We start from the raw sequence: 25,750 nt of genomic DNA, 5'->3' as shown, positions 1-25,750 counted from the left end.
ATCGAGAATTATGGCGTGTCTGCTTGCAAAATCTTCAGTGGATGCAGAGTTGGATAACTCCTTGTCTTTCGGAGAGGCCACCACCGCTCCTCACCATTTTTGAGGTTATCAGCAAAACAACCTCAGCAATTCTTATGGGTGTCGTCATTTGCATGTGCCCGTTACCTTTTGCAGATCGACCTGAAGAGGCTCACGACTTGCAAATCAAACGCCCTTTAAGCACTCTCGCAATCACTCTTCCCCTCTTGGCAGGGTGCGTTTCTGATGAAGAGCGCCTGCCACAGGCCTATTCGCCCACCATCGAGATTCCGCAGGGGGCAACGCTGATTACGGTCAACACCACGCCTGATGGTGCCTTCTGTTTTCTGGAAGGGTATCGGTCATCTATCTTTGTAAAGCACACGCCGGGCCCAATGGTTGTACCTGCCGGATTTGAGAGCAGAAACCTGATTTGCGAGCTGAAAGGCTACAAAACCACACAAGGCGCCGTGCTTCCCGGCCCACCACCGCCAGATGGTGACAAGATCATCATCCAGCGTGTCTTCATACCGGTTGGTGTGACTGTTCCAAATTCCAGCCCCGCAGGCGCTGTTGTGCCAGATGGCTTTGTTGGCACCTACCGCCGCTAACCCAGCACCGCCTCATAGCGGTTTTTAAAGTTGGCTGTGAGGTAATTCATCAATTCGCGCACCCGATGCAGTTGGTGGCGTGTTGGCGGGCTCACCAGCCACAACGGTGTTGTCTGCTTCCACCCAGAAAGCATTTCCGTCAGCTCGCCGCGTTTGATCAGCGCATCGGTGTAAACATCCGCAAGGCGCGCTATGCCCAGGCCCGCCGCAGCCGCCTGACACATAACCCGGCCATTTGAGATCTGAAATCCTTTCTCCGCCTGCACCACAATGCGCTCCTGCCCGCGCGTAAAAATCCACTCCTGCACACTGCCAGAGATGAAAGGAAGGCCCTTCAGATCGGAGGGATGGCAGATTTTTGAGTGCGCAGCCACAAAAGAAGGGGAGGCCACATAGCGTGTTGTGATGGTGTGCAGTTTACGAGCGATCAAGGTGCTGTCTTCCAGATCCCCCATCCGCAACACAAGGTCATAATCCGTCTCCAGCAGATCTTCCCGAATGCTGGAAAAGTCCAGCTTCACTTCAATCCCCGGATTGGCGTGCTGATACTCAATCACCAGCGGCGCAATAAGTTCCTCACCAATCAAACCACCCACGGCATTCATACGAATGGGGCCGGTCAGGCTGTCTGTCGCCTGAGAGGCAAGATCAGATGCGTCTTCAATCTGCTTCACGCCAGTGCGGCACATTTCGTAATAGCGCTCACCAATCTCGGTCAGGCGCAGTTTGCGGGTGGTTCTAAACAGCAGCTGCACATCCAGTTGTTCCTCCAACTGGCTCACCTGTTGGCTTAAACTCGCTTTTGAAAGACCCGTTTCATCAGACGCTAAGGTAAAGCTGCCATGTTCCGCCACAGCTAGAAACGAGCGCAGGCCATTCCAGTAAATATTGTTCATCTCAGCCTAACAATCATTTTGGATTACCCATGTTTATCAGCGTGATCATTTTTGTACAATCGCCGCAACACAACGCAAGTTCATCTTGCTCAAGAAAAAGCTAACCAGGCAGGAAAACAAAATGACAAAGCCACTTATCATTATCACTGGCGCAAGTTCAGGCATTGGCGCAGCGATCGCGACATCTTTCAGCGCTGCTGGTCATCCTCTTCTTCTTCTTGCCCGCCGGGTTGAGCAGATGGAAGCTCTGGGTCTTCCAAACACACTGTGCCGCGGTGTTGACGTAACCAGCCGTGAGCAGCTGATTGCAGCTGTGAAGGAAGCAGAAGAAAAATTCGGTCCAGCAGACGCAATCGTCAACAACGCTGGCTGCATGCTGCTGGGTGATCTGTCCGTTCAGGATCCGGCCGAATGGGACCGCATGATCGACCTGAACGTGAAGGGTGTTCTAAACGGCATCCACGCTGTTCTGCCAGGCATGAAAGCGCGTAAGGGCGGCTCCATTATCAACGTCAGCTCCATCGCTGGCCGCAAAACTTTCCCGGCCCACGCAGCTTACTGCGGCACCAAGTTTGCCGTTCACGCCATTAGCGAAAACCTGCGTGAAGAAGTGGCAGCTGACAATGTACGCGTCATGACCATTGCTCCAGGCGCTGTGCAGACTGAATTGCTGTCTCACACCACCTCTCAGGAAATCATTGACGGTTACGAGCAGTGGAAGAAAGAAATGGGCGGCGTGCTTAACCCGCAGGACGTGGCAAACGCTGTGCTGTTCGTTTACCAGCAGCCACAGAACGTCAACATCCGCGAAGTTCTACTTGCAGCAACAGGCCAGCCTGCATAACGCAGAGCAACCGAGTTTTTGCAGAAGCCGGCTCTCCCGCAGAGCCGGCTTTTTCTTTGGAGCGAACGCTTGTCAATTAGACTCCGCTTTAGGAGTTTGGCACGTCGCTCAAGTGACGGGCAATTGCCTGAAACAGCGCGATCGACTTCATCTTCACCATCTCCTTATCGCGTTGATAAGAGGGATAGGTCGAGGTCTTAGCGATCACCACATTCCGAGCCGGGTTGATGTAAAGGAACTGGCCGTGAATGCCGATGGCGGTGAAATCACCCTGATCGGATTCCAGCGGCAGCCACCACTGGTATTTATAACCAAGCGGAGAAGGGCTCTCCGGATTGTTATAGCCCGGCATCAAGCGCGGCTCATCCGGCGTGACTGATGTGTTGATCCACTCTTCAGACACGATGCGCTCGCCTTTGTGGTTCAATCCGCCACGCTCCAGCACCATCCCAACCCGCAGCATATCGCGCAGGCGAATATTCACCCCGCCAAAGACAACCGGTTCACCTTCCTGATCCACCATGATTTCTGCAGAGGATTCTGCGCCAATCTTGGACCAGAGCTTTTCGTTGAACCACTTTTTGTAAGGTTTGCCAGTCGCTCCACGCAGCACCCAACCCACAACATGCGTATCAATGGAAGAGTAGCGATTGTAGGTTCCCGGCTCCAGCTCACGCGGCACATCCTTGGTGAACTCATCCTGAGAGCCTAGCAGGATTGCAACGACGGACTGGACGATGTCAGAATTCAGATCAGCGTAGTTCTCGTTCCAACGCACACCCGACGACATTTCCAGCACGTCTTTCAGACGAACCCCATCGTAAGCCGTTCCCTTGAGCTCCGGGACATACTTGACGACCTGATCTTCCACACTGTCGATCAGCCCTTCATCCAGCGCTACCCCAACAAGAATGGAGGCCATGGATTTGGACACCGACATCTGAATGGCATGGGTTTCAGCGGTGTTGCCGCGATCATAGTACTCATGGATCAACTTACCATTGTGCATGATGGCAAGGCCGGTGGTGTGAGAATCCAGAATGTAATCTGCCGTAGAGGCTGCCTCGCCCTTGTACATAAAGGTTGCTGGCATCGGCGAAGCCTGATGCGCCCGAGGCAACTCATAGGTCTCATTTGGCGCTTTTACCGAGGTACTGGAATACTCTTTGTAAAGCGATCTGAATTTCTGATCGATGTTCTCAGGTTTGAATGCATCCGCATAAGCCATCACGGCGCGGATCTCGGCAATGTCTTGCCGGAAGTAAAAAGCACCCGCTGCCAACAGCAACACAACAGCCAGAACACCCCAGCCAATCTTCTTCAACATGACGTCCCCCCATTCGCGGTGAAAGGTCAAAACCTCCAGAGCGAACCCAAACCTTACGCATAGGTTAAGCGCTTGTAAAGCGAGCCGCTGGCAACTTAAGAGCGGTGTATTACCCAAATAAACGCAATTAAAACATAATCGCTCACACAACCTTTGCGGGTTTCCTGTTTAATGCAGCCGACCTTCTTTTCTCCAAGTGGTGGGTGCAACTGACATGCAAGCAAAAGCAATAACAACACTTATAGCATTGGGTTTATTCGCATTTTCAACGGGTTATGGCACCGCGCAAATCAACAACTTTGCTGACGACCCGGTCACAAACGAAAACGCCAATCCTCTGAAGTCCGAATACCCCGACATCGTGAGCCCGGTTTCTGATTGTCCCGATATTGCAGAAAAATACCGCACAGGCGGCGCTGGCTCCGATCCACTGGGGTATCCGCCGAATTTTGGTTTCACCAACATGTCTGCTGCCGATCAGGAGGCTTGCATCAAGGAAATCAACAAGGATGGCAACATCAATGAGAAGCAGGAAACCCAGGAAGAGGACAATATCCTACAGAATTGAAGACGGGCGTATGCTTCTATAAGATATTGTTATTGCAGCGGTAAATAGATCTCGACAACGAGATCTTCAGGAGCGGTGTTGGTTGGGCTGTTCCAAAACACCTCATAACACGGGTGGTCCGCGGCCTCTTCACCTGAGTTCGGCAGCCACACCCCATAAAGGTAACAGAAAGCCGCCTGCAAACCTGCATACGGCCCCTGATGACGCAGCACAGCACAGCGTCCAGCTGGAATACTATGTGCTTCAAGTCCCTCAGTATTTTCAAACTGCGGTGGAACAACTGCACCCACACGTGAGCGTAATTCATCTGGTGGGACGATTGAAGGATCGTCATAATAAATGCCAACAAACGGCCCACATTTACGGATCACACCACGAGAAGACAGCATTGCCGCCAATTTGCTATACACAACTCCCATGTCAGAATAGGAACCGCGATGGCAAAGGACCTGCAAGCTCTTTTCAGGCACATCTCTAATTTCAACTGGATGCATTGAAAAGATACTGTTTTTCTCGGAGGCAATCTCAGGAGCCGCGCTTTTATTTTCACGGAACTGGCCGGGTGCAACGCCATACTCTCCCTTAAACGCACGAGAAAAACTCTGTGCACTCGGGTAACCATATCTCTCCGCAATCTCGGTAACAGCTTGTTTTGTCTGGATAAGATCTAACGCAGCCCTGTTCAACCGAATGCGACGTATTGAGCTCGCCAGCGTTTCACCGCGCATGCTCTGGAAAACACGATGCCAGTGAAAGCGCGACATGCAGGCGACATCAGCCAAAGCATCAAGGCTTAGATCTCCATCCAGATTTTCATAGATATATTCAAGAACACGCAGCATTCGCTTCTCATAGGCTGCCTTGTTCTGCTCCACTTTCACGTCCCGTTTCCTCTGCCTGTCATCATTTCCACCCTTACAACACAGAGGGGCTGAACATATCTTGCTATCTTGACCTTAGAGCAGGCACGCAAAGCTGATTCATGAACAAACTCAAGTCATCTTTACTAGCGACTTGCTTTGAGTAGTTCCACCTATTGCTGAATTCTCATGTCAGCTCATCTTACACGCTTTCTTTCAGAAACTGACAGTTCTTTGAGCTCCGACGGTGATTTAGTCACTTTCACGAGTAAATTTCTGAAATTTTACTTATAAAATGGTTGCTTTTCGGGCCTTGGCTCGGATAAAGCGGAGGCAACAATTGGCCAAGTATCGGGCTATGGCCTAATCAAAACAATCTAAGGATTGCAAATGACCGACGCAGCGTTGGCCCCAGCTCCTGTGCTTGATCAGGAAGCCAAGACCGAATTTCCTATTCCAGCAAACGTATTTGCTGAAAAAGTAGTGTCCGTTAAACACTACACTGACCGTCTGTTTAAATTCCGCATCACGCGCCCAAGCTCTTTCCGTTTCCGTTCTGGCGAGTTTGTTATGATCGGCCTGCCAAATGCTGAGAAGCCGGTTTTCCGCGCTTACTCCATCGCAAGCCCATCCTGGGACGAAGAGCTGGAGTTCTTCTCCATTAAAGTTCAGGACGGTCCGCTGACTGAACATCTGCAGAAGATTCAGCCAGGCGACACCGTTCTTATGCGTAAGAAGCCGACCGGCACGCTCGTAAATGACGCCCTGATACCAGGCCGTCGTCTTTACATGTTCTCTACCGGTACTGGTGTTGCTCCGTTCGCATCCTTGATCCGTGATCCAGAAACCTATGAGAAGTTTGAGGAAGTTATTCTGACCCAGACTTGCCGCGAAGTGAATGAACTCACCTACGCGAAGGAACTGGTTGAGGAAGTGAAGAACGATCCACTCGTTGGAGAGTTCGCAGCTGGTAAACTGCGCCTGCACACAGCGGCGACCCGTGAGCCATATCCTTGTCAGGAACGCATCACCACTCTGATCGAAAATGGCAAGCTTTTTGAAGACCTTGGCGTGCCGAAGCTGGATTCTGCGATTGACCGCGGCATGATCTGTGGTTCTATGGAAATGATCAACGACACCAAGGCGATCCTTGAAAAGCATGGCCTTGAAGAAGGTTCCAACGCAGCCCCATCCACATTCGTGGTTGAGCGCGCATTCGTTGGCTAAGCCTTTTGCTTCAGAATTTTGCGAGAAGCCCGCTGTTCATTCAGCGGGCTTTTCTTTTGTCTGCACTTTGCAATCTATGCCTCTTCCGTCACCTTCATTGCCTCTTCAAGCACTTGATTAAAGCGATCAAGTGCCCCCTCAAAACGACCGAAAGTCAGATGCGTGTTGGCGCCGGAGGCAAACCCTTGCTGAATCTCTTCGCCTAACTCAAAATCCTCAGTTAGAGTCGTTGAGGTGATCGCCTGATTGCGGACCCAATGCTTCTGCATTTCATCAGTTTGCGGCATAGAATTCGGGACCAGTGTCGCCAATCGCACCCGCGTACGGTCAACGGCCAGCGGTTCACAATGCACCCAAACGATATGGTCTTGCTGAACAAGCAGCTGCGTTCCCGGCAAGACAGAATAGATGATGTTGGCGTGCTCACGAAGTCTCCATTCTTCCTGAGGTTTATCTCTCAGTTCAAACAGAGTGATGCGCGGCAACACGGACCGCATGTTCCCTCCCAACATCTGATAACTGGACAGGTTCTCCGGGAAATACGGGCCAATTGTTTTGCGATGGGCTACGCGGAAATGATAGGCCTCGATCCCGCCTTCAATCAGCGGCTTCCAATTGGCAGCAATTTCAAAGGTTTCTTCAACCGCAATCCGGTGATCTGCAAGCCCCAGCCAAGACAGGTCATCAGAGAGCGGAGCGAGGCTCTGCTGGATTTCCTGCACATTTGTGGCATTCGGATCAGCGATAATCCAAATAAAACCATGGGCTTCCAGAACTGGAAGTTCCTTTAGGCCATATTGAGAGCGATCCAGATCCGGAAAGCCTTGTTGCTCCTGCGGCACCGCTACCAAGTCGCCTTGGTTGGACCATGTCCATGCATGGTACGGGCAGGAAAACCTTTGTTTACAGCCAGTTTCATCTCTCACCAGCTTAGCACCACGGTGGCGGCACACGTTGAGAAACGCATGAGCTTTGCCCTTGGCATCTCTGGTCAGCAGAACAGGCAGTCCGGAAACGGATCGACTAAGGAAAGCGTTTGCTTCTGACAGTTCTGCTGATTGCGCAGCGGCGACAGGCTTGCTGCGAAACAAAGCGGTCATTTCCTGAGCAAAGCGATCAGAACAGTTGTAACGCATCACCGGGGAGTGCGTGACTTTTTCATCCAGAAACTTTTCATTTCTGGCATCCAAACCAAGCAACTCAGCAATCAAGCTAATTTCTTCATCCCGTGTCATGGCAAACCCTCCACTTACCGATCGGTAAGTATAAACTTACCACTTGGTAAGTTGTCAAGTTTATCCTATACAGATGGAAAGGGAGCAGGATTTGGATCAGCACGCAGAAAGCCCCAGAACACGTTACATCACAACGGCAAGCGCGGTCTTCGCACAGAAGGGCTATCACGCCGCGAGCCTCGCAGGCATCGCAGACAGGCTTGGCGTGACCAAACAGGCACTGCTTCATTTCTTTGGCTCAAAGGCTCGGCTTTATGAGGAGGTGCTGAGCGCGCTTTCTGATCGGCTGCTGCGCTCAATCGAAAACGTCGAGGGGACTACGCCAGAAACCAAGTTACGCACATTCTTCCTCCAGCTCTCAGAGGATGCACTTTGCAATGTGGAGGACACGCAGCTGGTCGCCCGAGCTCTGCTGGATGCCCAGACCACCTCCGAAAACTGGCCAATGAAACCATTTCTGGATGCTCTGGGCGCGCTGGCTCACAAGACGAAGCGATGGTCAAAAGCCTCAGATGCTGAGCTCTTTTGTTGGATTTACCGGCACATCGGATCGATCCAACATTTTGCTATCTCACAGACCACACTCAAGGGCATGTACGGAAAAGAAGCTTTCGACGTGCTCAAAGAGACGCATCAGGCACAGCTCCGTGCGGCACTTGCTGATCTGGAGAAAGATCCGGTTTAGCCGTTCAACTCAAGCCGCTCGTGAATTTGAGCAATCTCATCTTTCCATTGCACTTGTAAGTGAGGGGACTGCCGGTTAGGTCGCCGCGACAGATCCGCTTCCATCAGCGTTTCCAACTCAATCAACCGCTCTAGCAGTTCATCTTCCCCGGAATGATCTGTTTCAGGTGCCGTATCCTCAATCGTCGTCTCAACAGCAGGTTGCTCAATGGCAGCAGCTTTGACGGCTTTCACCTGAACTCCTGCGATCAACGCATACGCGGCATCCACATCGTTTACTTCCTGCAGACGCCCATTTTGCACGACCCAGAACCGGTTACACGTCGCTTCCACCAGATGCCTGTCGTGCGAAACCAACAAGAAAGAACCGTTAAACGACTGAAGTTGGTTTGAAAGCTCATTACGCCCGTAAAGATCCAGATGGTTGGTCGGCTCATCAAGCATCATCAGGTTGGCCTGCACCTGAGACAGAGAGACAAGCAACAAACGCGCACGCTCACCGCCGCTCAATTGAGAGACTTTCTGCGATAGTTGATTGTATTTGAACCCAGCCGCAATAATGGTCTTCTCGCAATCAGGAACTCGCAGATCCACCCCAAGAGCCTCTCCGACTGACACCATCCCCTCAACCAGATTAGCTTCCCCTGGAAGCTGTTGAAGTGTCTGATCATAAAACGCAATCCGGCATCGCGGATGGACTCGCACGTCGCCTGCATCGCTCGCCCGCTTCTCCCAGCAGCAGCGCAACAGGCTGGATTTACCCGTCCCGTTCGCGCCCATAACCGCAATCCGGTCACCGGGCCGCACAGCAATGTCATCGACGTTGTATAGGAACACATCCGCCACAGGCGGCGTCACGTTCAGGTCGTTCAACTGAACCAGCCGGTCGGCCTGAATTTGCTCTCCAGCAATGGAAAGGTTCCATGGATAAGCCTCGACGGCATCAGTCTGGTCGTCCTTCATGCGGTCAACCATCTTTTCCATGGACTTGGCTTTGCGTGACAGGTCCTCGTTGTCGAACGTTCGCCCCCAATCCGCGAGGCGTTTGGCACTGGCCTCAACGCGCTTGATCTCTTTTTCCTCAGAGTCACGTCGTGCGATACGTGCTTGGGTCAAAACTTCATGTTCTGCCAGAGCCTTCGTGCAGGGCAGGTCAAAGGCATTTAGTTTGCGATCCTGAAGAATCCATGTGCGATTGGTGACGGAATCGAGCAATGTTGCATCATGTGAGATCATTAGAAAGCTGCCCTTCCACGATTTCAGGAAGCTTTCGAGCCACATGATTGTTGGCAGGTCCAAGTGGTTGCTTGGCTCATCCAGCAGCAACAGGTTCGGCTCTGTCATCAAAGCACGTGCCAGCATGAGGCGTGTCATCTGACCACCACTGAGATCCTTACAAAGCACTGTGGACTGGTGAGGCTCGAACCCCATTTCCGGCAGCATCACATCCACCTTCCAGTCCATCCAGTCGCGCTTATCCTTTGGCAATGCTTCACGAACCGCCTCAGCCAGCGTCAGTTCCATCAGTTGTTTGGGAAGATGCTGCTCAACACAGGAAACGACAGCAGCACGGGAGACCGAGATGCTGCCCTCGCTAGGCACACCGCGACCAGCAAGGATGTTGAGAAACGTCGACTTACCGCACCCGTTGTGGCCTACCAGCCCAATCCGGTCGCCTGCATTCAGCCCGAAGGACAGGTTTTCAAACAACACACGCTCAGGCGACTGCTGCCACAGACCACTGCCGGTTATCAATGGATTGCTACTGGACTTCGCCACGGGACCGTGCCTCCCAACACATAAAACACTAGGAAACGGATTAGAGAAAAATTACGGAGCTTCCAAGAGGGCGAGAGGTGTAATACAGCAAAGGCACTTCAACTTAAGGGAGAACAGAGGATTTCACGTCACACATAATCACAAAAAACAGTGTGAATCCCTTGAATAACCGCCGCAAACTAGGGGATCTTGCTCACATGCGGTTTGCAGAGCTGTTCTACATTGCAGAAAAGACAGACGGCGTGTCACTGCCATAAATTCCTGGATTTGAAAGAACAGAAACCTCACATGACGACCTCTATGCAACACTTATCAAACCCCAAGCAGAGCATTGGAGTGGTATTCTCTGTTGCCGCATCCGCGCTTGCTCTTACAGCTGCAATTGGCCTTGCCTATCTTGCAAATCCGAACCCGGCTTCAAAGCTGCATCTTGCCAACACTGAAGTCTCACATTGCACCGTTGCCGGTGCTACAGCTGTGTTGGGTCTTCGTGGTGAATGGAACTGCATTGCTGCGCAGTGACCACGAGTTTACTTTGAGTTCTGCGCTCGCATCTCATTGTAGGCTTTTGTAAAGCCGGTGGCTGAAAAGTTGATGCCAACCTTTTTGCCTACTCTGGACATCATCACAAATCGTCCTTGATCTTTTGCAGCTTTCATCGCGTTGATGAAGGCCTCTTCGGTTTTGCCTTCAATCACACAGCCTTGCGCCATACAGCGATTGACCCGCGCAACCGCCTGAAAATCACCAATGTTCACACTAACACCCGGAGCCAACAGAAAATCGAGCGGCAATACATATTGCACCATATCGCTCTTTTCTTTTGGACTGTAGGTGAGTGTCATCAGCAGAATATTCTGGCCACTTTCATTATGAACCACACGCTGTTTAATCTGGCAGCTCATGCCATTCACGGCGGGGTCATAACACTCCAGCATCCAGTCTCCGTGTTGCTGCGTGGTGACCTTGGGACTGCTGGCAACAGCCGCATCGCCTTTGGGGGCTGATTGAGCAAAGCCCGGCGTAGCACCAAGAAAAGCAACAACTCCCAGAGCAAGAGCTGCAATTGTACGAAGGGGAAAACCAAAAATCTTCATTTGAATATCTTGCTTGCAACCATAACGATAGGACTGAGTTATCTATCTCACCAAACTAGTTTTGTTGCAATATTGGAGATTTGCGGGAGGCCTTTTGGAAAGAGCCCCCTGTTTTCCCTAGGGATTTGAAATTATGAAATCTGGAAAAATCAATTACATCGAATTGCCAGCTGTTGATCTGGAAGCCGTAAAGGCGTTTTACACCAATGCACTCGGTTGGACTTTCGAGGACTACGGCCCTGACTACGCTGCCTTCAATGATGGTGACTTCAATGGCGGTTTCTTCAAGGCAGACCTGTCGTCCTCCACCGCAAGCGGTGCGGCGCTTGTGGTGCTTTATGCCGAAGATTTGGAAGCTCTGCAGGACACACTGGTGAAAAACGGCGCAAAAATCTACCGAGAGATCTTCACCTTCCCGGGTGGGCGCCGGTTCCATTTTCTTGACCCGAACAACAACGAGCTTGCTGTGTGGTCAGACAAATAACAGGCGAAGGCATCGCTGACCTGCAATATTAGTGGGGGTGAATTGAGGGATTCACCCTTCTCTATGAATAGGCGTAGCTTCCAAGCGAAATCCAGTTTCTCAGGAGATTCGCGTGCGGTTCGCCAAAGCATCAGACGCCGGTCAGTTCAGCCCCCTCAGCTCTAAAGGGGCTTCCCTCGGAGCTATCATTGCATCTGCAGTGCTCCTCGCCGGATGCCAATCCAATGTTTTTGGACCCGATCCGTCGAACCCTCCTTCTGATGCTTATGTTGTTTCTATTGAAACCAAGCCATCTGGCGCGCAATGCATCTTGGATGGGTTTGCTGAAAACCTGCACGTGAAAAGCCCCGGCCAACTCGTCATTCCAAAGGAATACAAAGACGCGCAAATCGTGTGCACAAAGGAAGGCCACGAGGAAGTTCGCGATGACTGGTACCCCGGTGCGGGCGTAGAAATGCCGACAGTCTCCTGGGTCAGGACACTTCCGAAGAAACAGTAGTCCCTGTCATTTGAACATATTAGCAGCGCTTAGGCGCTGGCTTCAGCTGAGGTCGTGTATGACAACGCGATCTTTTCTGCTTTCTGCACCCTTGCGCCAATAACCACCAGCACAAGTGCGATTCCGCCAAAAACACAGAACGCAAAGGACAATGGCAGCAAGGTTTGATCGTAGAAACGGCCAACAATCACAGAGAGGATGAGCGCAATAAACGTGGTGGTCGCGCCAACCAATGTTGCAGCCAGGCCAGCGATATGCCCGAGTGGTTCCATGGACATGGCGTTCAGATTTCCGTTCAACATCGGCTGACAAAAGAACGCCAGCGAAAGATAAGTCATGAACAACCACAAATCAGGCGTGGTATCAATGAGGAGCAGATACATCGCAAAGCTGAGGCTGGTGACAATCTGAATTGTCAGCGCAGCACGGCACATGTTCTGCAAGCCGATACGTCTGACAATACGGCCATTGACGATGGACGCCATGCCAAACACGACGGCAATTCCGGAGAAATAGAGCGGGAATGTTTCGTGGACGTTGAAAATATCTGCAAACATCGGCTGAGCAGTGCTCAGATATGTCATCATCGTACCAAAAACAAAGCCTGAAGCCGCGGTGTAATACAGCGTCGCCTTATGGCTTACGACTTCTTCAAGACCTTCCCAAAGCACCCTGGGCGTGATTACCCGGCGATTTTCCGGTTTCAGTGTTTCCGGCTGACGCATTGCCAGCCAGATGCAGCCAACAGACGCCATAATCAGCATGATGACAAAGATCGCCCGCCATCCCGCAGCAAACAGGATGCCTTGACCAATCAACGGCGCTAATGTGGGCACAATAATAAACACTGCTGTTACAAACGACAGGATGCGCGCCATTTCCGCGCCGACATATTTGTCACGAACAATCGCCATAACAACTGTGCGGTGAGCACTGGCTCCGACACCTTGAAGCAGACGTCCGAAAATCATCATTGGCAGTGATGTCGCCGTGGCTGCGAGCACGGCACCAATTGCGAAAACAACAGACCCCGCATAAACCGCAGGCTTTCTGCCAAAGCGATCAGAGACGGGGCCAAAAACAAACTGCCCCAGGCTTAATCCAAGAAACAGCGCAGAAATGATGAGCTGGACGTTGTTGGAATTTCCGACATTCAAATCTTTGCCGATGACTGAAAACGCTGGCAGCACGGCGTCAATCGAAAGCGCAGTCAAGCTGGTCAACGTAGCCATGAGGGCAACAAATTCAACCGTTCCCAGGCTCGCACCTGCGGTTTTCGGAGAGTCCGACATCTGGATATTCCTGTTTCAATCCTGGCAGTTTTGCGGGTTTATTTTTAAAAACCCAACACCATGGATCTACCGCGATTGCGGCAAAGTCTGTGGGAGCAATATCTTTCACCTATCAGGCAACAAACGTGAAATCAAGAAATGAGATGAATTGTAATCAATGACGTTCCTTGAGGAGTTAGCACCGAGAATGTCTTTAGTGCGGTTACTTGTGCGAGAGCCTCGCGTCAATTTTGATCCCCTTACGGATCTTTAAGAAGACACTAGGATTCGTGATGTTATTACTCTCCCATATTTGGGGGTATTATGATTTCGATTGACCGTTTTAGAGGCGCACTCCTCACAACAATTCTTGCTGGTCTGGTTTCCATTCTTCTGGCAGTCATTATTTTCCGCATGATTGGGGAGCAGCCAGAAACCAACTCTTACGCCTTACTTGCAGAGGCTTTTTTGCGAGGCCGCTTTGAGGCTTCGCGCTGCTTTGATCTGGACTGTGCGCTTTTCGAAGACAAGATCTTTGTCATATTCCCCCCTATACCAGCCTTAATCGCTCTGCCATTTGTGGCACTGTTTGGTGTAGGGTTTCATCATTTTATTGCTCTGGGACTGATTTGCTTCCTCATTACCGGTTTGGTGTGGTGGCAAATTACGCGCAACTACCAGACGGACTACCGACTGGCTCTATTGCTTGTCGCAGCGTTTCTTTTTGCAACACCGCTGCAATACACCGTGCTCCGCGCCGATGGTGTCTGGTTCTTTGCGCAAGCCGTTGCTGCAATGTTGACGTCACTGGCACTCTGGTCAGCGCTCATCAAGAGAAATGCTTGGCTTGTGGGATTGTTTATCGGCCTCGCATTTCTCACCCGGCAGATGATCATTCTTTACATGCCGTTCTTTTTTGTTCTGATGACGCCACCGGACAGGACCATCTTTGCAATCAATGCTGAGAGTATTGGGTGCCTGCTCAAACTCGCAATCTTTCCTGCAATCGCAATAGGCATCTACTTTGCTTACAATTACGCCCGCTTCGGCGATCCTATGCAAACTGGGTATGCGTACATCTTCCCACCAGAATGGGACGCTCTGGGTGATCCATCTGCGTCATGGATTGAGGATCGTGTTCAAGAGCTGGGCTTGTTCCATCGGGATTATCTGCTCTTCAACCTGATCTACTTCTTCGTGCAAGGGCCGGATGTAGAGTTTTCAGGCAAATACCTGACGCAGATGAGCGGCTTTGGCGACAAGGGCATAGCGCTCTTCATCGGCGCTCCCTTCTTGCTTTACTTCTTCCTCGCCAAATGGAACCGGGAATACCTTTTTGCAGGGCTAACAATCGCTCTCATCGCAGGAGTGACACTGTTCTACCACTCCAACGGCTTTTCTCAGTATTCCGTGCAGCGCTACGTGCTAGACTGGCTCCCGCTCATGATGCTCTTCGTTGTGCGCACCGTGCGACAAGACAACATGGGGATCTTCGCGATGCTTGTGATGCAAGCCCTGTCTCTCAACGTCGCCATGCAAGCGCTTGCTTTTGCGGCAAACGGTTGAGCCAGGTTCTATCGGGCTTTGCGGAAAGTGATCACCTTATGACCCATATAGTTCGTCACCGCTCCAACAGCGATGGCGACGCCATGTGCGAGTGCTTGCGCGATAAAGAGCGGAAGGGTTGTCATGAGCATTGCGTTTAAGCCAACAGACAGCCCAAGCACGATAAGAGCTGAGAAGAGATTCACTCCAAGAAAGATCAGTATCTGCCGTCTGATGCTCTCGGACTTCTGCGCCCCTACAAATACAAAATGCTTATAGAGGGTGTATCCGACACTCATTCCGATGAAATAGGCCAGCAACACCGCCAGCCAAAACGGCATGAATACAGACAGTGCAATCCGCAAAAGCCAGTTTACAAAGGCAGCAAAGCCACCAGCAAACAGAAATCGGACAATCTGCCTGAACTCTGGGCTGGTGTCATAAGAAGATTTCAGCGCAGCAAGGCGAGCGGCAACCATCAGACCAAATAACCTCCGAACCAAGCGAACACAAACAGGATGGCAAGAACACCGCCAAGCACAAGGCTCTGCTTATCCTTCAATGCGAAGACAACGGGATCATCGTTCAGTTCCAACCTCTGGCATTTTAACCAGACCCGGCCAAGCCAAAGGAACAGGATGGGTGGCATTCCCCACAAAAGCATTGATGCGGAGTAAAAGTCTGCATTGAATGCTTCATTGGTCAGGTAAAACACCATAACCAGCGTTGCAGCCAATCCACTCGCCGACCCCAGCGCAAGGAGAACGGGCAAATCTCTGTTGCGATATCCACGGCCCGACATCTCTCCATTTGTGCCAGCCTCCACATGACGGCCAAGCTCCGTATGGCGTTTTGCCAACGACAGCGAGAGGAATAAGTACATGGAAAAGACAAAGAGCCATGGGGAGGGCGGCACATCAACCAGCGTTACACCAACCCCAAGACGCATTGTGAACAACACGGCCAGAACAGCGGTGTCGAGCAATGGTACGCGCTTCAAATAAAAGGAATAGGCAACCGTTGTTACCAAATAAGCGAAAAGCCCCGGTACGACGAAGGGCCCTAACATCGCCGCGATAGCAAAGCTCAGGGCAAACCCCAAAGGGATAGCCAGCATTGCATGGGCAATCTTCAGCTTGCCCGATGCCAACGGCCTTGCCTTCTTGCTCCAATGCTGACGATCTGCTTCAAGATCCCAAAGGTCATTCAACAAATAAGTGGAGCTTGCAAGAATGCCGAGAGCCACAAAGCCCAGTACCGCACTCGCCCATGCTTCAGGGTTCAAAGCCTGACCACCCAGAATAAGAGGCACAAAGAGCAGTGTGTTCTTTGCCCACTGGTGGAGGCGTAAACTCTTCAGGAGAGGCCGAAAAAAACCATCAGGTCTTGCAAAGGTCTTTTCTACCTCCCCACATCGCATCGCTTTTTGAGATAAACTGTCGGAAGGGTGGACGATTAAGGAGCGGACAGCGCTTTTAAAGACAGGCAGATCGGAAATACTATCACCAGCATACGCAAAACCATCCGGAAACCTTTGTTGCAGATAACTCGCTTTGTTGCCTGATTTCAGATTGATCTTGCCGTTGCTGGCGTGAACTTCATTAACAAAGCCGAGCCGACTGGCAACTGCGATAGCCAGAACTTCATCAGCGGCAGTCGCCATATGAACGTCACGTCCTTTACCAGCTTCTGCACGAGCATAGGCAACAACATCTTCGTTCAATGGTAGATTATCGATTTTTAAATCTACGCGAATGGCCAGTTGCTGTTTTACATAGGCGCGCCCGCGAAAGAGCCAATAAAAAACAACGAATAAATTCAAAGGGTTTGATTTGAGGAACAGAATGAGTGCTTCATAAAAGCAGTCCGTTCGTATCAGCGTGTGATCAAGATCTAATATAAGCGGGAGTTGTAATTCAGGTTCCCCCGACCTCTGAAGTCTCTGAATATCTTCCATATGCCCCACCCGAAGACTCTGCCCTACAAAGAGTATGGGTTATGAATACCTAACTAATTACTCTCAAATTTGGTTAATAGTGACTCCGAATGATTCAGATGTTTTTCCTTGGAAATTTTATTGGACGCAAAACTACTTAAAAAGCTTGCAAAGCCTAGGATTGTGCAAGCTTCCTAGCCAAACGATCTAGCTACATTTCCCCCAGGATATGATGCAGCGAGCATTTCTTGCGAAGAATACAATTGAATAAGAGAGAAACTACGTTAGAGTGCGTACCGGGAAATGCGTATCTGCCAGCAGTGAGGGGAACTGAGCATAAAGCCACTCGTGGGGAGCTGCTAATGGGCGAAATAATTTCTATTTTGCGTTGCTCTCAGGAAAATATGCAATTTTTTGGGTTTGCCCTTCAGTTGAGGTGAACTCCAATTCCTATTGAGATAATGTATTCAAATCGGCGCTGTTGGGGAACAGGCGACCGATGTAGTGAGGAGATTCCTAGATGAAATTCAGCAAAAGCTCTCTTTTGGCGAGCGTGGTCGGCACCGCATTGCTATCTACATCTGCATTTGCTGCGGGTGTTCATCCAGAAACAGGCGAGAAACTCGCCGACGACCAGACATTTACATACCGCGTTCTTGATGAGCACTCTTCTGTCGATCCGGCTATTGTAGAGGACGTCTCTGGTTCTGAACTCGTTCGCAACCTTTTTGAAGGTCTGTACAACCAGGACAACCTTGGCAATCTAGTTCCAGGTGTTGCTCTAAGCCACACCGTTTCTGATGACAACCTGACTTATACTTTCAAGCTGCGTGACAATGCGAAATGGTCTGATGGTAAGCCTGTAACAGCAGGAGACTTCGTGTTTGGCTGGCAACGTGCAGCTGATCCCGCGAATGCCTCTCCATATGCTTGGTACATGGAGCTCATGTCTCTGGAAAACGCAGAAGCAATCATTGCCGGAGATATGGAAGTTTCCAAGCTTGGTGTGAAAGCGATTGATGACCATACATTGGAAGTCAGACTGACACAGCCTTTGCCTTACTTCGCTTTAATGACAACACATGCAACAACTTTCCCTTCACCAAAGTGGGCTGTGGAAGCACATGGAGCTGAGTGGATCAAGCCGGGCAACATCGTATCCAACGGCGCATACAAACTGGAAACACACGTTCCGCAGGAAACTGTCAGCATGGTGCGCAACACCAATTACTGGGATAATGAAAGTACCATTATCGACAAGGTTGAAGCCCTTGTTATGAATGATGAAAACGTTGCATTGACCCGTTATCTTGCTGGTGAAACCGATCGTACAGAAGCACCTGCTGGTCAGTTCCCACGTCTGAAAAAAGAATACCCTGATCAGGCGGTTGTCTTCCCGCGCCTTTGTTCTTACTACTACACGTTCAATGTTTCCGATTCAGGTCCTGAAGAGTTCAAAGACGTTCGGGTTCGTAAGGCTCTGGCATACGCAATTGATCGCCGTGTGATCACCGACGCTGTTATACAGGGCGGCCAGTTCCCAGCCTACACCTTTACGCCTGCTGTAACTGCTGGCTTCGAAGTTCCAAAGGTGGACTTTGCTGACTGGTCTCAAGCTGAGCGTGACGCAAAGGCGATGGAATTGCTTGCGGCAGCTGGTTACACCAAAGACAATCCGCTTGAGTTCGACATGGTCTACAATACTTCTGAAGCCCATAAGAAAATCGCGATCGCGATGACCCAGATGTGGAAGCAGAAGCTCGGTGTTAAAGTCAACATGAACAACATGGAATGGAAAACGTTCCTGAATGAGCGTGGTAACCAGAACTTTGAGCTTGCTCGTGGTGCATGGTGCGGTGACTACAACGAAGCGTCGACCTTCCTGGATCTGATGGATTCCGGGTCTGGCTACAACGACGGCAAATTCAACAATGCCGAAGTTGACAAGTTGTTGGCAGATGCAAAATCCTCTACGCAGCCACAGGCTAATTACACACGTATTGAGGAGATCATGGCTGCAGAAATGCCTGTTATTCCGATCTATCACTACACCAATACGTTCATGATGAACGCTCAGTTGAAGAACTGGCCAATCAAAAACGCTGAACAAAACTGGTATGCGAAGAATCTTTACAAAGTTGCAAAGTAAACCAGCAATCAAGAGCACCGGTGTTTCTAACATCGGTGTTTTTGCATGTTTTTGTTGCTGAAACACCCGTTCTTCATACGAGACACTAATAACAATGCTCAGCTACATCCTACGAAGAGTAGCCATCGCAATACCAACATTGCTGCTGCTCATAATAATCTCATTCCTGCTCATGCATGCGGCTCCCGGTGGCCCATTCACATCCGAGCGTCCGCTCCCTCCTGCGGTTCTTGCTAATATTGAGGCCAAGTATGGCCTGAATAATCCAATATACGTTCAAATCATCAATTATATTGGTGGAATCATTACAGAATTCGACTTCGGCCCATCCTTTAAGTACAAGGACCGAAGTGTAAATGACATTATCGCACACGGTTTCCCAGTCACACTGACTTACGGCTTCCTGTCGTTTGCAGTCGCAGTCATTGTTGGAGGCGCGCTAGGTATCGCAGCAGCGCTCAAACAGAACAGCTGGCTTGATTACTTTGCCGTTGGTGTTTCTATCGGTGCACAAGTGCTACCTAACTTTGTTATGGCACCTATCCTCGTCCTCGTGTTCACTCTGTGGCTGGGCTGGTTGCCTGGTGGCGGCTGGAACAACGGACAGTGGAACCACCTGATCCTTCCGGTGATCGCACTTTCGACCAGCTACATGGCATCAGTCGCGCGTTTGACGCGGTCCTCCATGCTGGAAGTGTTGCATACCAACTTTATCCGCACAGCAATGGCTAAAGGCCTGCCGTATAAAGTTATTATCTTTAAGCACGCGCTTAAGCCTACATTGCTGCCAGTCATGTCTTATCTCGGCCCTGCGTTCGTCTCCATGATCACAGGTTCCGTTATCATCGACATGTACTTCTCAACCGGTGGTATCGGGCAGTTCTACGTGAACTCAGCACTCAACCGAGATTACGCTGTGATGATGGGCATCACGATCCTCATCGGTGGTCTCACCATTCTCTTCAATCTCATTGTCGATATCCTGTACGCTTGGGTCGACCCGAAGATTAGATACTGAGGGCTGAGCACATGATGGTAGATGTTCAAAAAATGGAGCAGTTGGCAGACAATCTGGCTGTTCAAGAAGAAGTGCAAGGGCGTTCTCTCTTTGCGGATGCCCGCCGCCGCTTTCTCAAAAACAAGGCTGCAGTAGTCAGCCTGATTATTTTGTGCGCCGTGTTGTTGTTCTCAATCTTCGGTCACATGATTACTGCCTGGTCCAACGAAGAGATCGATTGGGGCATTCTGGGACAGATCGCTGAGCTCGGTGCGCCAAGCATAGAAAACGGTCACTATTTTGGTACAGATCAACTCGGGCGCGATCTGTTCGCTCGCGTGGTCCAAGGAACACAGGTCTCACTGATGGTGGGTATCGTTGGTGCCTTGATTGCTGTGGTCGTTGGTACATTGTACGGTGCAATTGCGGGCTACACCGGCGGTAAAGTCGACAACGTGATGATGCGTATCGTCGATATTCTGCAGTCAATTCCTTACATGTTCGTTCTGATCCTGCTGCTGGTTGTCTTCGGACGTTCAATCTTCATGCTATTCGTGGGTATCGGCTTGATTTCCTGGCTCGATATGTCTCGTATCGCACGTGGACAGACGCTGACGTTGAAGAACAAAGAGTTTGTTGAAGCTGCAATCGCGACTGGCGTAAAACCAATCACGATCATCCTTCGCCATATCGTCCCGAACCTGTTGGGTGTTGTGGTTGTGTACTCAACCCTACTGGTCCCACAGATGATCCTGACCGAGAGCTTCATTTCGTTCCTTGGTCTGGGTGTTCAGGAGCCTAACACCAGCTGGGGTGCGATGATTGCTGAGGGCGCTGGAGCAATGCAATATGGCACGTTGTGGCAGCTGGCATTCCCAATGTTCTTCTTCATCATCACTCTGTTCAGCTTTTTCTTTATCGGCGACGGTCTGCGCGATGCGCTTGACCCTAAAGACCGGTAGGAGGTGAAATCGTGGCACTCTTGGATATCCAAAATCTACGGATCACCTACGACACTCCGGACGGAGTAGTAGAAGCCGTAAGAAACGTAAACCTACAGATCGACAAGGGCGAGACCCTCGCGATCGTGGGTGAATCCGGCTCTGGTAAAAGCCAGACGGCCTTCGCGACCATGGGGCTTCTGCCTCACAACGCGCAGGTCTCCGGGTCGATTAAGTATCAGGGTCAGGAGATCATCGGGCTTTCTCATGAGGGAATGAACAAGCTTCGCTCCAATGAGATCGCGATGATCTTTCAGGACCCAATGACCTCCCTGAACCCGTATTTGCGCATCTCGGACCAGATGGCTGAGACGCTCATTTACAACTCGCCAGACGGCAAGCGCATGAAGAAGAAAGATGCGATTGCTGAATGTGTGCGGATGCTCGAAGCGGTGAAGATCCCGAATGCGAAAAACCGCATTCATCTTTACCCGCATGAGTTCTCCGGCGGTATGCGTCAGCGTGTGATGATCGCAATGTCTTTGCTGTGTCGTCCAAAGCTGCTGATTGCAGATGAGCCGACAACCGCACTGGATGTGACCGTTCAGGCACGTATCATGGATCTGCTGGTGGAACTTCAGGAAGAGTTCCACATGGCGATTGTTCTCATCACCCATAACCTCGGCATCGTCGCAGGCTCCTGTGAGCGCACCATGGTGATGTACAAGGGTGAGGTGATGGAGCAGGGCTCTACCGTCGATATCTTCGGCAAGCCGAGCCATCCATACACGCAAGGTCTGCTAAGCGCCGTTCCACGTCTGGATCAGGACGAAGAACGTCTGGTTACGCTGGACCGCAGCTTTGAAACCCAAATGGCGGAGGGCTGATTTTGAGCACGAAAGAGCCAATCTTATCCGTTCGCGACATGCGGGTGGAATTCAAGATCAAAAAGCAAAATGCTTTGCCTTGGCATCAGCCAGACATTCTGCGCGCGGTTAAAGGTGTTTCCTTTGATCTGGCAGAAGGGGAAACCCTTGGCATCGTGGGTGAATCCGGCTGTGGTAAGTCCACTCTTGCCCGTGCGATCATTCGTATGATCCCATCTCAGGGCGGCGAAGTGTTCTGGCAGGGCCGCGACCTGATGAAGATGAACGAGAAAGACCTTCTGGTGACCCGCAAGGAAATCCAGATGATCTTTCAGGATCCTCTCGCATCGCTTAACCCGCGCCTGACTGCTGGCCAGATCATCGCGGAACCGCTGAAAACGCATTATCCGAACACATCCAAGGATGAAGTGAAGAAGCAAGTGCGTGAGCTCATGGAGAAAGTTGGTCTGTCCGCACGGATGATCAACCGCTATCCGCACGAGTTCTCTGGCGGACAGTGTCAGCGTATCGGTATTGCGCGTGCCTTAATCACAAATCCAAAGCTGATCATCTGCGACGAGCCTGTTTCTGCGCTCGACGTATCTGTTCAGGCACAGGTGGTGAACTTGCTGATGGATCTGCAGAAAGAGCTTGGTCTGTCTCTGCTGTTCATTGCGCACGATCTGAGCGTGGTGAAGCACATCAGTAACCGCATCATGGTTCTTGAGTTTGGTGACATCGCTGAGATCGGCGAAGCACACGACGTGATCCACAATCCGCAGAGTCCTTACACCAAAGAGCTGATCAATGCGGTGCCGATCCCTGACCCTATTGCGGAACGCAAACGCATCGCAGAACGTCGTGCGTTTGAGGCAAAAGCCTAAAAGAATTTGTATCCTAGATACAACAGACGGCGGGGCAAATGCTCCGCCGTTTTTTTATGTTTTGCATTTGAAGATTGACGCTGCCACATTGCGACTCCAACTAATTATATCTGCCCTTCAAGGCCATCATTATGCGCGAAACTCATAAAGGCTCCTGCCTGTGCGGGACCGTTCAATTTCAGATTCAAGCCACGTTCAAGAAGTTTTATTTCTGCCACTGCAGCTATTGTCGCAAAGGAAGCGGTTCCGTTCACGGCTCCAATCTCTTTTCCTTTGATGCAGACTTCGCCTGTACCAGTGGAGAGAATTCCATAAAGTCCTACAATGTGACGTCCACCCAGCACCGCAGAAGCTTTTGCGAAGAATGCGGCTCTCCAGTGCCGACACATGACCGCGAAAACAACTTCCTCGTTGTGCCTGCCGGGTCACTGGACACGCCTGTCGATACCCAGCCGACTGCGCACATCTTCATGGCCAGCAAGGCGAGCTGGGATGATCATCTGGAAGACGTCACGAAGTTTGATAAGTTCCCTGAGTAATCCTAGGCTTTGTCTGTAGCCTGTTCACTCTGCAGGCCTTTCTGCTTCCAGTCCATCCAGAACATTAGCCCCATACCGACCAGAAGCCCCCAGAATGCTGCCCCAATGCCAAAGAAGGATAGGCCGGACGCAGTGATCAGGAAGGTCAGAATGGCGGGCTCACGACTTGGCACGTCTTTCAGCATGCCCTGAACCGAGACGGTGAGTGTTCCAATCAACGCCAGTCCGGCAACTCCGCCAATCAAAATGCGCGGTGCCAGTTCAACCACACCGACAAACCCGGCAGAAAAGATGCCGAAGATGATATAGACAACTCCTGCAATCACTGCGGCCCAATACCGCTTTGCAGGGTCTTTGTGAGCATCTTCATTGGCACATATGGCAGCTGTGATGGCAGCAAGGCTGATCCCGTGCCCACCAAATGGTGCGCTGAGGACTGAACCAACGCCTGTCCAACTGAACAGTGGTCCGGGAACAGGTTGATACCCAAAGGAACGCAGGATCGAGACACCCGGAATATTCTGGGAGGCCATCGTCACGATGTAGATCGGTATTCCAATCCCAATCAAAGCAGAGAGTGAGAACTCCGGCATGACGAACACGGGAGCTTGCACCAGTTTCAGCCAGCTAAGGCTGGAGGTATCTGCATGGAAATAAAGCACAACAAGGAACGCTAAAAGCGCCGCAGGAACGGCCAGTAACTTGTTGATCTGTCCCGCAACAAACCATGCCAATACAACAGGCAAAGCTAGAGCTGGGATCTCAGCCACCGCCTCAAAGGGAACGAGACATAGCGGCAGAATGACACCTGCCAGTATGGCTTGGGCCAGAGTAACCGGGATCAGGCCAACAATGCGGCCCAGGGGCTTCCAAAGCCCAGTTATGACCACAAGTACACCTGCAAACACAAAAGCACCGACAGCTGCTGCAAATCCGCCTTCTGGAAGACCGGAGGTCGCCAACAACGCGGCACTGGGTGTGGACCAGGCGACGGAAATGGGAACACGCTTCCACAAGCTGAAGCCGATACCGCAAATCCCCATGGCGATGGCAAGTGCCATAAGGCCAGAGGTGGCTTGTTCCGCGCTTGCACCAACACCGCTCAATCCATGCAACACAATGGCAAATGAACTGGCAAACCCAACAAAAGCAGAAAGAATACCAGCGCTGGTCGCACTAGCTGAAAGGGAGGAAGACATTAAGGCCCTGCAACAAGCTGTTGGCGTGAACCTCTCAAATTTGGGGAACAGAGAAGCCGCGCGAGGCGTGAGAAGATCTACGGGTAATGCTAACAGCCATGCCGCTGTGAGCAAACCTTCAACCAGCACATTTATTTGAATTTTGCTCAACAAACACCTGTGAGCTTTCATACCGTTGAAAACATTGCAATTTATCGGGGCCCAATTTTCGGGAGAGGTTTTTCAATATTTACGTCAGAAGGCAGGCTGATAGGCTTTTCCAATCTTTGGCGGTATTGCGGATTGGCCTCATGTTCTCACTTGATGATCGGCGCAGAATTCTTGTGACAGGAGGTTCAGGCTTTCTGGGCTCTTATCTCAGTGAGACACTTTTGGAGGCGGGCCACGAAGTGCTGTGCCTCGATAACTTCTTCACTGGCACCCGCATGAATGTGGAACACCTGCTGGACCACAAACGGTTTGAGCTTTTACGACACGATGTGTGCCAGCCACTGTTTGTTGAGGTCGATGAAATTTATAATCTGGCGTGTCCGGCTTCTCCCGTTCACTATCAGTTTGACCCTGTGCAGACCACCAAGACCAGCGTGCTCGGTGCCATCAATATGCTGGGGCTGGCAAAGCGGATTAAGGCTAAGATCCTGCAAGCTTCCACTTCAGAAATATATGGCGACCCGCAGGTTCACCCGCAACCAGAAGAGTACTGGGGCAACGTGAACCCCATTGGAGTACGCTCTTGTTATGACGAGGGAAAACGCTGCGCAGAGACGCTGTTTTACGACTACCACCGCCAGAACAACATCAACATTAGGGTTATGCGGATCTTCAACACCTATGGCCCACGCATGCACCCTAATGACGGGCGCGTGGTTTCCAACTTCATCATGCAAGCACTGACGACCAAGCCGATCACACTGTACGGCGACGGCATGCAAACCCGTTCTTTCTGTTACCGCGATGATCTGGTGGACGGGATGATCAAACTGATGAACGCGCCAGACCACATTTCCATGCCGGTCAACATCGGCAATCCCAAGGAATTCACCATCAAGCAACTCGCAGAGCTTGTGCTGGAGCTAACCGGGTCCAAATCCCGGATCATCAGGGAGCCTCTACCTCAGGATGATCCGCTCCAGCGCAAACCTGACATCACCCGCGCCCGGGATTATCTGGGCTGGCGCCCAACCACAGAGCTGCGCGAGGGCCTGGTCAAAACAATCCAATTCTTTGAACAGCTTATGTCCAAGCAAGGAGAGACAGAGGCAAAGAAGCTTATGCCTGCGGAGTAGGGTAGCTC

26 protein-coding genes are annotated in these 25,750 nt (G+C 51.1%); 16 read left to right on the top strand and 10 right to left on the bottom strand.

Features of this window, described 5'->3' with window-relative positions:
* Positions 1-152 precede the first annotated feature (152 nt).
* Positions 153-629 (top strand): hypothetical protein, encoded by a 477-nt coding sequence (locus tag PsWM33_RS08480; RefSeq protein WP_153039914.1) that lies wholly within the window; start codon positions 153-155, stop codon positions 627-629.
* Here PsWM33_RS08480 and PsWM33_RS08475 read toward each other — a convergent pair.
* A complete protein-coding gene (locus tag PsWM33_RS08475) occupies positions 626-1,525 on the bottom strand; it encodes a LysR family transcriptional regulator (protein ID WP_063299899.1) in 900 nt (299 codons plus the stop codon). The genes PsWM33_RS08480 and PsWM33_RS08475 overlap by 4 nt on opposite strands.
* Positions 1,526-1,646: 121 nt before the next feature.
* On the opposite strand from PsWM33_RS08475, the gene PsWM33_RS08470 reads away from it, so the two are divergent.
* On the top strand, positions 1,647-2,369 hold the full coding sequence (locus PsWM33_RS08470; RefSeq protein ID WP_063299898.1) for an SDR family oxidoreductase: 723 nt from the start codon (positions 1,647-1,649) through the stop codon (positions 2,367-2,369).
* Positions 2,370-2,457: 88 nt separating this feature from the next.
* Here PsWM33_RS08470 and PsWM33_RS08465 read toward each other — a convergent pair whose 3' ends face one another.
* The gene (locus PsWM33_RS08465; protein WP_063299897.1) at positions 2,458-3,696 is read right to left on the bottom strand and encodes a serine hydrolase domain-containing protein; all 1,239 of its coding nucleotides are present in this window, start codon (positions 3,694-3,696) and stop codon (positions 2,458-2,460) included.
* A gap of 214 nt (positions 3,697-3,910) precedes the next feature.
* Here PsWM33_RS08465 and PsWM33_RS08460 point away from each other — a divergent pair, with 214 nt between their 5' ends.
* On the top strand, positions 3,911-4,264 hold the full coding sequence (locus tag PsWM33_RS08460) for a hypothetical protein (protein ID WP_063299896.1): 354 nt from the start codon (positions 3,911-3,913) through the stop codon (positions 4,262-4,264).
* Positions 4,265-4,293: 29 nt separating this feature from the next.
* Here PsWM33_RS08460 and PsWM33_RS08455 read toward each other — a convergent pair whose 3' ends face one another.
* Positions 4,294-5,139, bottom strand: coding sequence for an AraC family transcriptional regulator (locus PsWM33_RS08455; protein WP_208991786.1), 846 nt, complete (start codon positions 5,137-5,139; stop codon positions 4,294-4,296).
* Positions 5,140-5,514: 375 nt separating this feature from the next.
* Here PsWM33_RS08455 and PsWM33_RS08450 point away from each other — a divergent pair, with 375 nt between their 5' ends.
* Positions 5,515-6,351, top strand: coding sequence for a ferredoxin--NADP reductase (locus tag PsWM33_RS08450; protein ID WP_063287820.1), 837 nt, complete (start codon positions 5,515-5,517; stop codon positions 6,349-6,351).
* A 74-nt stretch (positions 6,352-6,425) separates the two neighbouring features.
* Here PsWM33_RS08450 and PsWM33_RS08445 read toward each other — a convergent pair whose 3' ends face one another.
* Positions 6,426-7,586, bottom strand: coding sequence for an aromatic ring-hydroxylating oxygenase subunit alpha (locus PsWM33_RS08445; protein WP_063299895.1), 1,161 nt, complete (start codon positions 7,584-7,586; stop codon positions 6,426-6,428).
* Positions 7,587-7,677: 91 nt separating this feature from the next.
* On the opposite strand from PsWM33_RS08445, the gene PsWM33_RS08440 reads away from it, so the two are divergent.
* A complete protein-coding gene (locus tag PsWM33_RS08440; RefSeq protein ID WP_063299940.1) occupies positions 7,678-8,271 on the top strand; it encodes a TetR/AcrR family transcriptional regulator in 594 nt (197 codons plus the stop codon).
* Here PsWM33_RS08440 and PsWM33_RS08435 read toward each other — a convergent pair.
* Complete coding sequence (locus PsWM33_RS08435) at positions 8,268-10,049, bottom strand: ABC-F family ATP-binding cassette domain-containing protein (protein WP_063299894.1); 1,782 nt, start codon at positions 10,047-10,049, stop codon at positions 8,268-8,270. The two genes, PsWM33_RS08440 and PsWM33_RS08435, sit on opposite strands and share 4 nt — an antisense overlap.
* Before the next feature lie 300 nt (positions 10,050-10,349).
* Here PsWM33_RS08435 and PsWM33_RS08430 point away from each other — a divergent pair, with 300 nt between their 5' ends.
* Entirely contained in the window at positions 10,350-10,571 is a 222-nt protein-coding gene (locus PsWM33_RS08430) for a hypothetical protein (RefSeq protein ID WP_208988009.1), read from the top strand.
* A gap of 8 nt (positions 10,572-10,579) precedes the next feature.
* Here the strand turns inward: PsWM33_RS08430 and PsWM33_RS08425 are convergent, their stop codons facing one another.
* A complete protein-coding gene (locus tag PsWM33_RS08425; protein ID WP_063299893.1) occupies positions 10,580-11,146 on the bottom strand; it encodes an invasion associated locus B family protein in 567 nt (188 codons plus the stop codon).
* Positions 11,147-11,276: 130 nt separating this feature from the next.
* On the opposite strand from PsWM33_RS08425, the gene PsWM33_RS08420 reads away from it, so the two are divergent.
* Both PsWM33_RS08420 and PsWM33_RS08415 read left to right on the top strand, forming a co-directional pair.
* Positions 11,277-11,630: a VOC family protein gene (locus tag PsWM33_RS08420; RefSeq protein WP_063299892.1), complete on the top strand. Its 354-nt coding sequence runs from the start codon at positions 11,277-11,279 to the stop codon at positions 11,628-11,630.
* A gap of 112 nt (positions 11,631-11,742) precedes the next feature.
* Positions 11,743-12,129 carry a hypothetical protein gene (locus PsWM33_RS08415; RefSeq protein WP_063299891.1) on the top strand — a complete coding sequence of 129 codons (387 nt, stop codon included), beginning with the start codon at positions 11,743-11,745 and terminating at the stop codon, positions 12,127-12,129.
* Positions 12,130-12,158: 29 nt separating this feature from the next.
* Here PsWM33_RS08415 and PsWM33_RS08410 read toward each other — a convergent pair whose 3' ends face one another.
* Entirely contained in the window at positions 12,159-13,421 is a 1,263-nt protein-coding gene (locus PsWM33_RS08410) for a multidrug effflux MFS transporter (protein WP_063299890.1), read from the bottom strand.
* 303 nt (positions 13,422-13,724) lie between these two features.
* Between PsWM33_RS08410 and PsWM33_RS08405 the strand changes: the two genes are divergently transcribed.
* Positions 13,725-14,966, top strand: a complete 1,242-nt coding sequence (locus tag PsWM33_RS08405; protein ID WP_063299889.1) for a glycosyltransferase family 39 protein — start codon at positions 13,725-13,727, stop codon at positions 14,964-14,966.
* Between the two features lie 8 nt (positions 14,967-14,974).
* Here PsWM33_RS08405 and PsWM33_RS08400 read toward each other — a convergent pair whose 3' ends face one another.
* Complete coding sequence (locus PsWM33_RS08400; protein ID WP_063299888.1) at positions 14,975-15,424, bottom strand: GtrA family protein; 450 nt, start codon at positions 15,422-15,424, stop codon at positions 14,975-14,977.
* Positions 15,424-16,902 carry a UbiA family prenyltransferase gene (locus PsWM33_RS08395; RefSeq protein WP_082826930.1) on the bottom strand — a complete coding sequence of 493 codons (1,479 nt, stop codon included), beginning with the start codon at positions 16,900-16,902 and terminating at the stop codon, positions 15,424-15,426. Before PsWM33_RS08395 ends, PsWM33_RS08400 begins: the two co-directional genes overlap by 1 nt.
* 499 nt (positions 16,903-17,401) lie before the next feature.
* Between PsWM33_RS08395 and PsWM33_RS08390 the strand changes: the two genes are divergently transcribed.
* From PsWM33_RS08390 to PsWM33_RS08365, 6 genes are all read left to right on the top strand, one after another.
* Positions 17,402-19,030 carry a peptide ABC transporter substrate-binding protein gene (locus tag PsWM33_RS08390; RefSeq protein WP_063299887.1) on the top strand — a complete coding sequence of 543 codons (1,629 nt, stop codon included), beginning with the start codon at positions 17,402-17,404 and terminating at the stop codon, positions 19,028-19,030.
* Between the two features lie 94 nt (positions 19,031-19,124).
* Complete coding sequence (gene oppB / locus PsWM33_RS08385) at positions 19,125-20,048, top strand: oligopeptide ABC transporter permease OppB (protein WP_063299886.1); 924 nt, start codon at positions 19,125-19,127, stop codon at positions 20,046-20,048.
* Positions 20,049-20,059: 11 nt separating this feature from the next.
* Entirely contained in the window at positions 20,060-20,989 is a 930-nt protein-coding gene (locus PsWM33_RS08380) for an ABC transporter permease subunit (protein ID WP_208994471.1), read from the top strand.
* Between the two features lie 11 nt (positions 20,990-21,000).
* Complete coding sequence (locus PsWM33_RS08375; protein WP_063299885.1) at positions 21,001-21,855, top strand: ATP-binding cassette domain-containing protein; 855 nt, start codon at positions 21,001-21,003, stop codon at positions 21,853-21,855.
* A 2-nt stretch (positions 21,856-21,857) separates the two neighbouring features.
* Positions 21,858-22,718 carry an ATP-binding cassette domain-containing protein gene (locus PsWM33_RS08370; protein ID WP_063299884.1) on the top strand — a complete coding sequence of 287 codons (861 nt, stop codon included), beginning with the start codon at positions 21,858-21,860 and terminating at the stop codon, positions 22,716-22,718.
* Positions 22,719-22,849: 131 nt separating this feature from the next.
* Positions 22,850-23,257, top strand: coding sequence for a GFA family protein (locus PsWM33_RS08365; RefSeq protein ID WP_063299883.1), 408 nt, complete (start codon positions 22,850-22,852; stop codon positions 23,255-23,257).
* 2 nt (positions 23,258-23,259) lie between these two features.
* On the opposite strand, the gene PsWM33_RS08360 is transcribed toward PsWM33_RS08365, so the two are convergent.
* Positions 23,260-24,456 (bottom strand): benzoate/H(+) symporter BenE family transporter, encoded by a 1,197-nt coding sequence (locus PsWM33_RS08360; protein ID WP_063295841.1) that lies wholly within the window; start codon positions 24,454-24,456, stop codon positions 23,260-23,262.
* Positions 24,457-24,746: 290 nt separating this feature from the next.
* Here PsWM33_RS08360 and PsWM33_RS08355 point away from each other — a divergent pair, with 290 nt between their 5' ends.
* Positions 24,747-25,742: a UDP-glucuronic acid decarboxylase family protein gene (locus PsWM33_RS08355; RefSeq protein WP_063299882.1), complete on the top strand. Its 996-nt coding sequence runs from the start codon at positions 24,747-24,749 to the stop codon at positions 25,740-25,742.
* Positions 25,743-25,750: the final 8 nt, after the last annotated feature.

The sequence above is a fragment of the Pseudovibrio sp. WM33 genome, assembly GCF_001623165.1.
Lineage (GTDB): Bacteria > Pseudomonadota > Alphaproteobacteria > Rhizobiales > Stappiaceae > Pseudovibrio.
This window is presented reverse-complemented; position numbering and strand designations above follow the sequence as displayed.

Bases quoted from the DNA above. Each gene is read 5' to 3' on its own strand.
- PsWM33_RS08360 (WP_063295841.1), bottom strand. From the start codon at position 24,456: ATGTCTTCCTCCCTTTCAGCTAGTGCGACCAGCGCTGGTATTCTTTCT.
- PsWM33_RS08460 (WP_063299896.1), top strand. From the start codon at position 3,911: ATGCAAGCAAAAGCAATAACAACACTTATAGCATTGGGTTTATTCGCA.
- PsWM33_RS08445 (WP_063299895.1), bottom strand. From the start codon at position 7,586: ATGACACGGGATGAAGAAATTAGCTTGATTGCTGAGTTGCTTGGTTTG.
- PsWM33_RS08365 (WP_063299883.1), top strand. From the start codon at position 22,850: ATGCGCGAAACTCATAAAGGCTCCTGCCTGTGCGGGACCGTTCAATTT.
- PsWM33_RS08400 (WP_063299888.1), bottom strand. From the start codon at position 15,424: ATGGTTGCCGCTCGCCTTGCTGCGCTGAAATCTTCTTATGACACCAGC.
- PsWM33_RS08425 (WP_063299893.1), bottom strand. From the start codon at position 11,146: ATGAAGATTTTTGGTTTTCCCCTTCGTACAATTGCAGCTCTTGCTCTG.
- PsWM33_RS08395 (WP_082826930.1), bottom strand. From the start codon at position 16,902: ATGGAAGATATTCAGAGACTTCAGAGGTCGGGGGAACCTGAATTACAA.
- PsWM33_RS08380 (WP_208994471.1), top strand. From the start codon at position 20,060: ATGATGGTAGATGTTCAAAAAATGGAGCAGTTGGCAGACAATCTGGCT.
- oppB (WP_063299886.1), top strand. From the start codon at position 19,125: ATGCTCAGCTACATCCTACGAAGAGTAGCCATCGCAATACCAACATTG.
- PsWM33_RS08465 (WP_063299897.1), bottom strand. From the start codon at position 3,696: ATGTTGAAGAAGATTGGCTGGGGTGTTCTGGCTGTTGTGTTGCTGTTG.
- PsWM33_RS08410 (WP_063299890.1), bottom strand. From the start codon at position 13,421: ATGTCGGACTCTCCGAAAACCGCAGGTGCGAGCCTGGGAACGGTTGAA.
- PsWM33_RS08405 (WP_063299889.1), top strand. From the start codon at position 13,725: ATGATTTCGATTGACCGTTTTAGAGGCGCACTCCTCACAACAATTCTT.
- PsWM33_RS08480 (WP_153039914.1), top strand. From the start codon at position 153: ATGTGCCCGTTACCTTTTGCAGATCGACCTGAAGAGGCTCACGACTTG.
- PsWM33_RS08430 (WP_208988009.1), top strand. From the start codon at position 10,350: ATGCAACACTTATCAAACCCCAAGCAGAGCATTGGAGTGGTATTCTCT.
- PsWM33_RS08450 (WP_063287820.1), top strand. From the start codon at position 5,515: ATGACCGACGCAGCGTTGGCCCCAGCTCCTGTGCTTGATCAGGAAGCC.
- PsWM33_RS08470 (WP_063299898.1), top strand. From the start codon at position 1,647: ATGACAAAGCCACTTATCATTATCACTGGCGCAAGTTCAGGCATTGGC.
- PsWM33_RS08475 (WP_063299899.1), bottom strand. From the start codon at position 1,525: ATGAACAATATTTACTGGAATGGCCTGCGCTCGTTTCTAGCTGTGGCG.
- PsWM33_RS08390 (WP_063299887.1), top strand. From the start codon at position 17,402: ATGAAATTCAGCAAAAGCTCTCTTTTGGCGAGCGTGGTCGGCACCGCA.
- PsWM33_RS08355 (WP_063299882.1), top strand. From the start codon at position 24,747: ATGTTCTCACTTGATGATCGGCGCAGAATTCTTGTGACAGGAGGTTCA.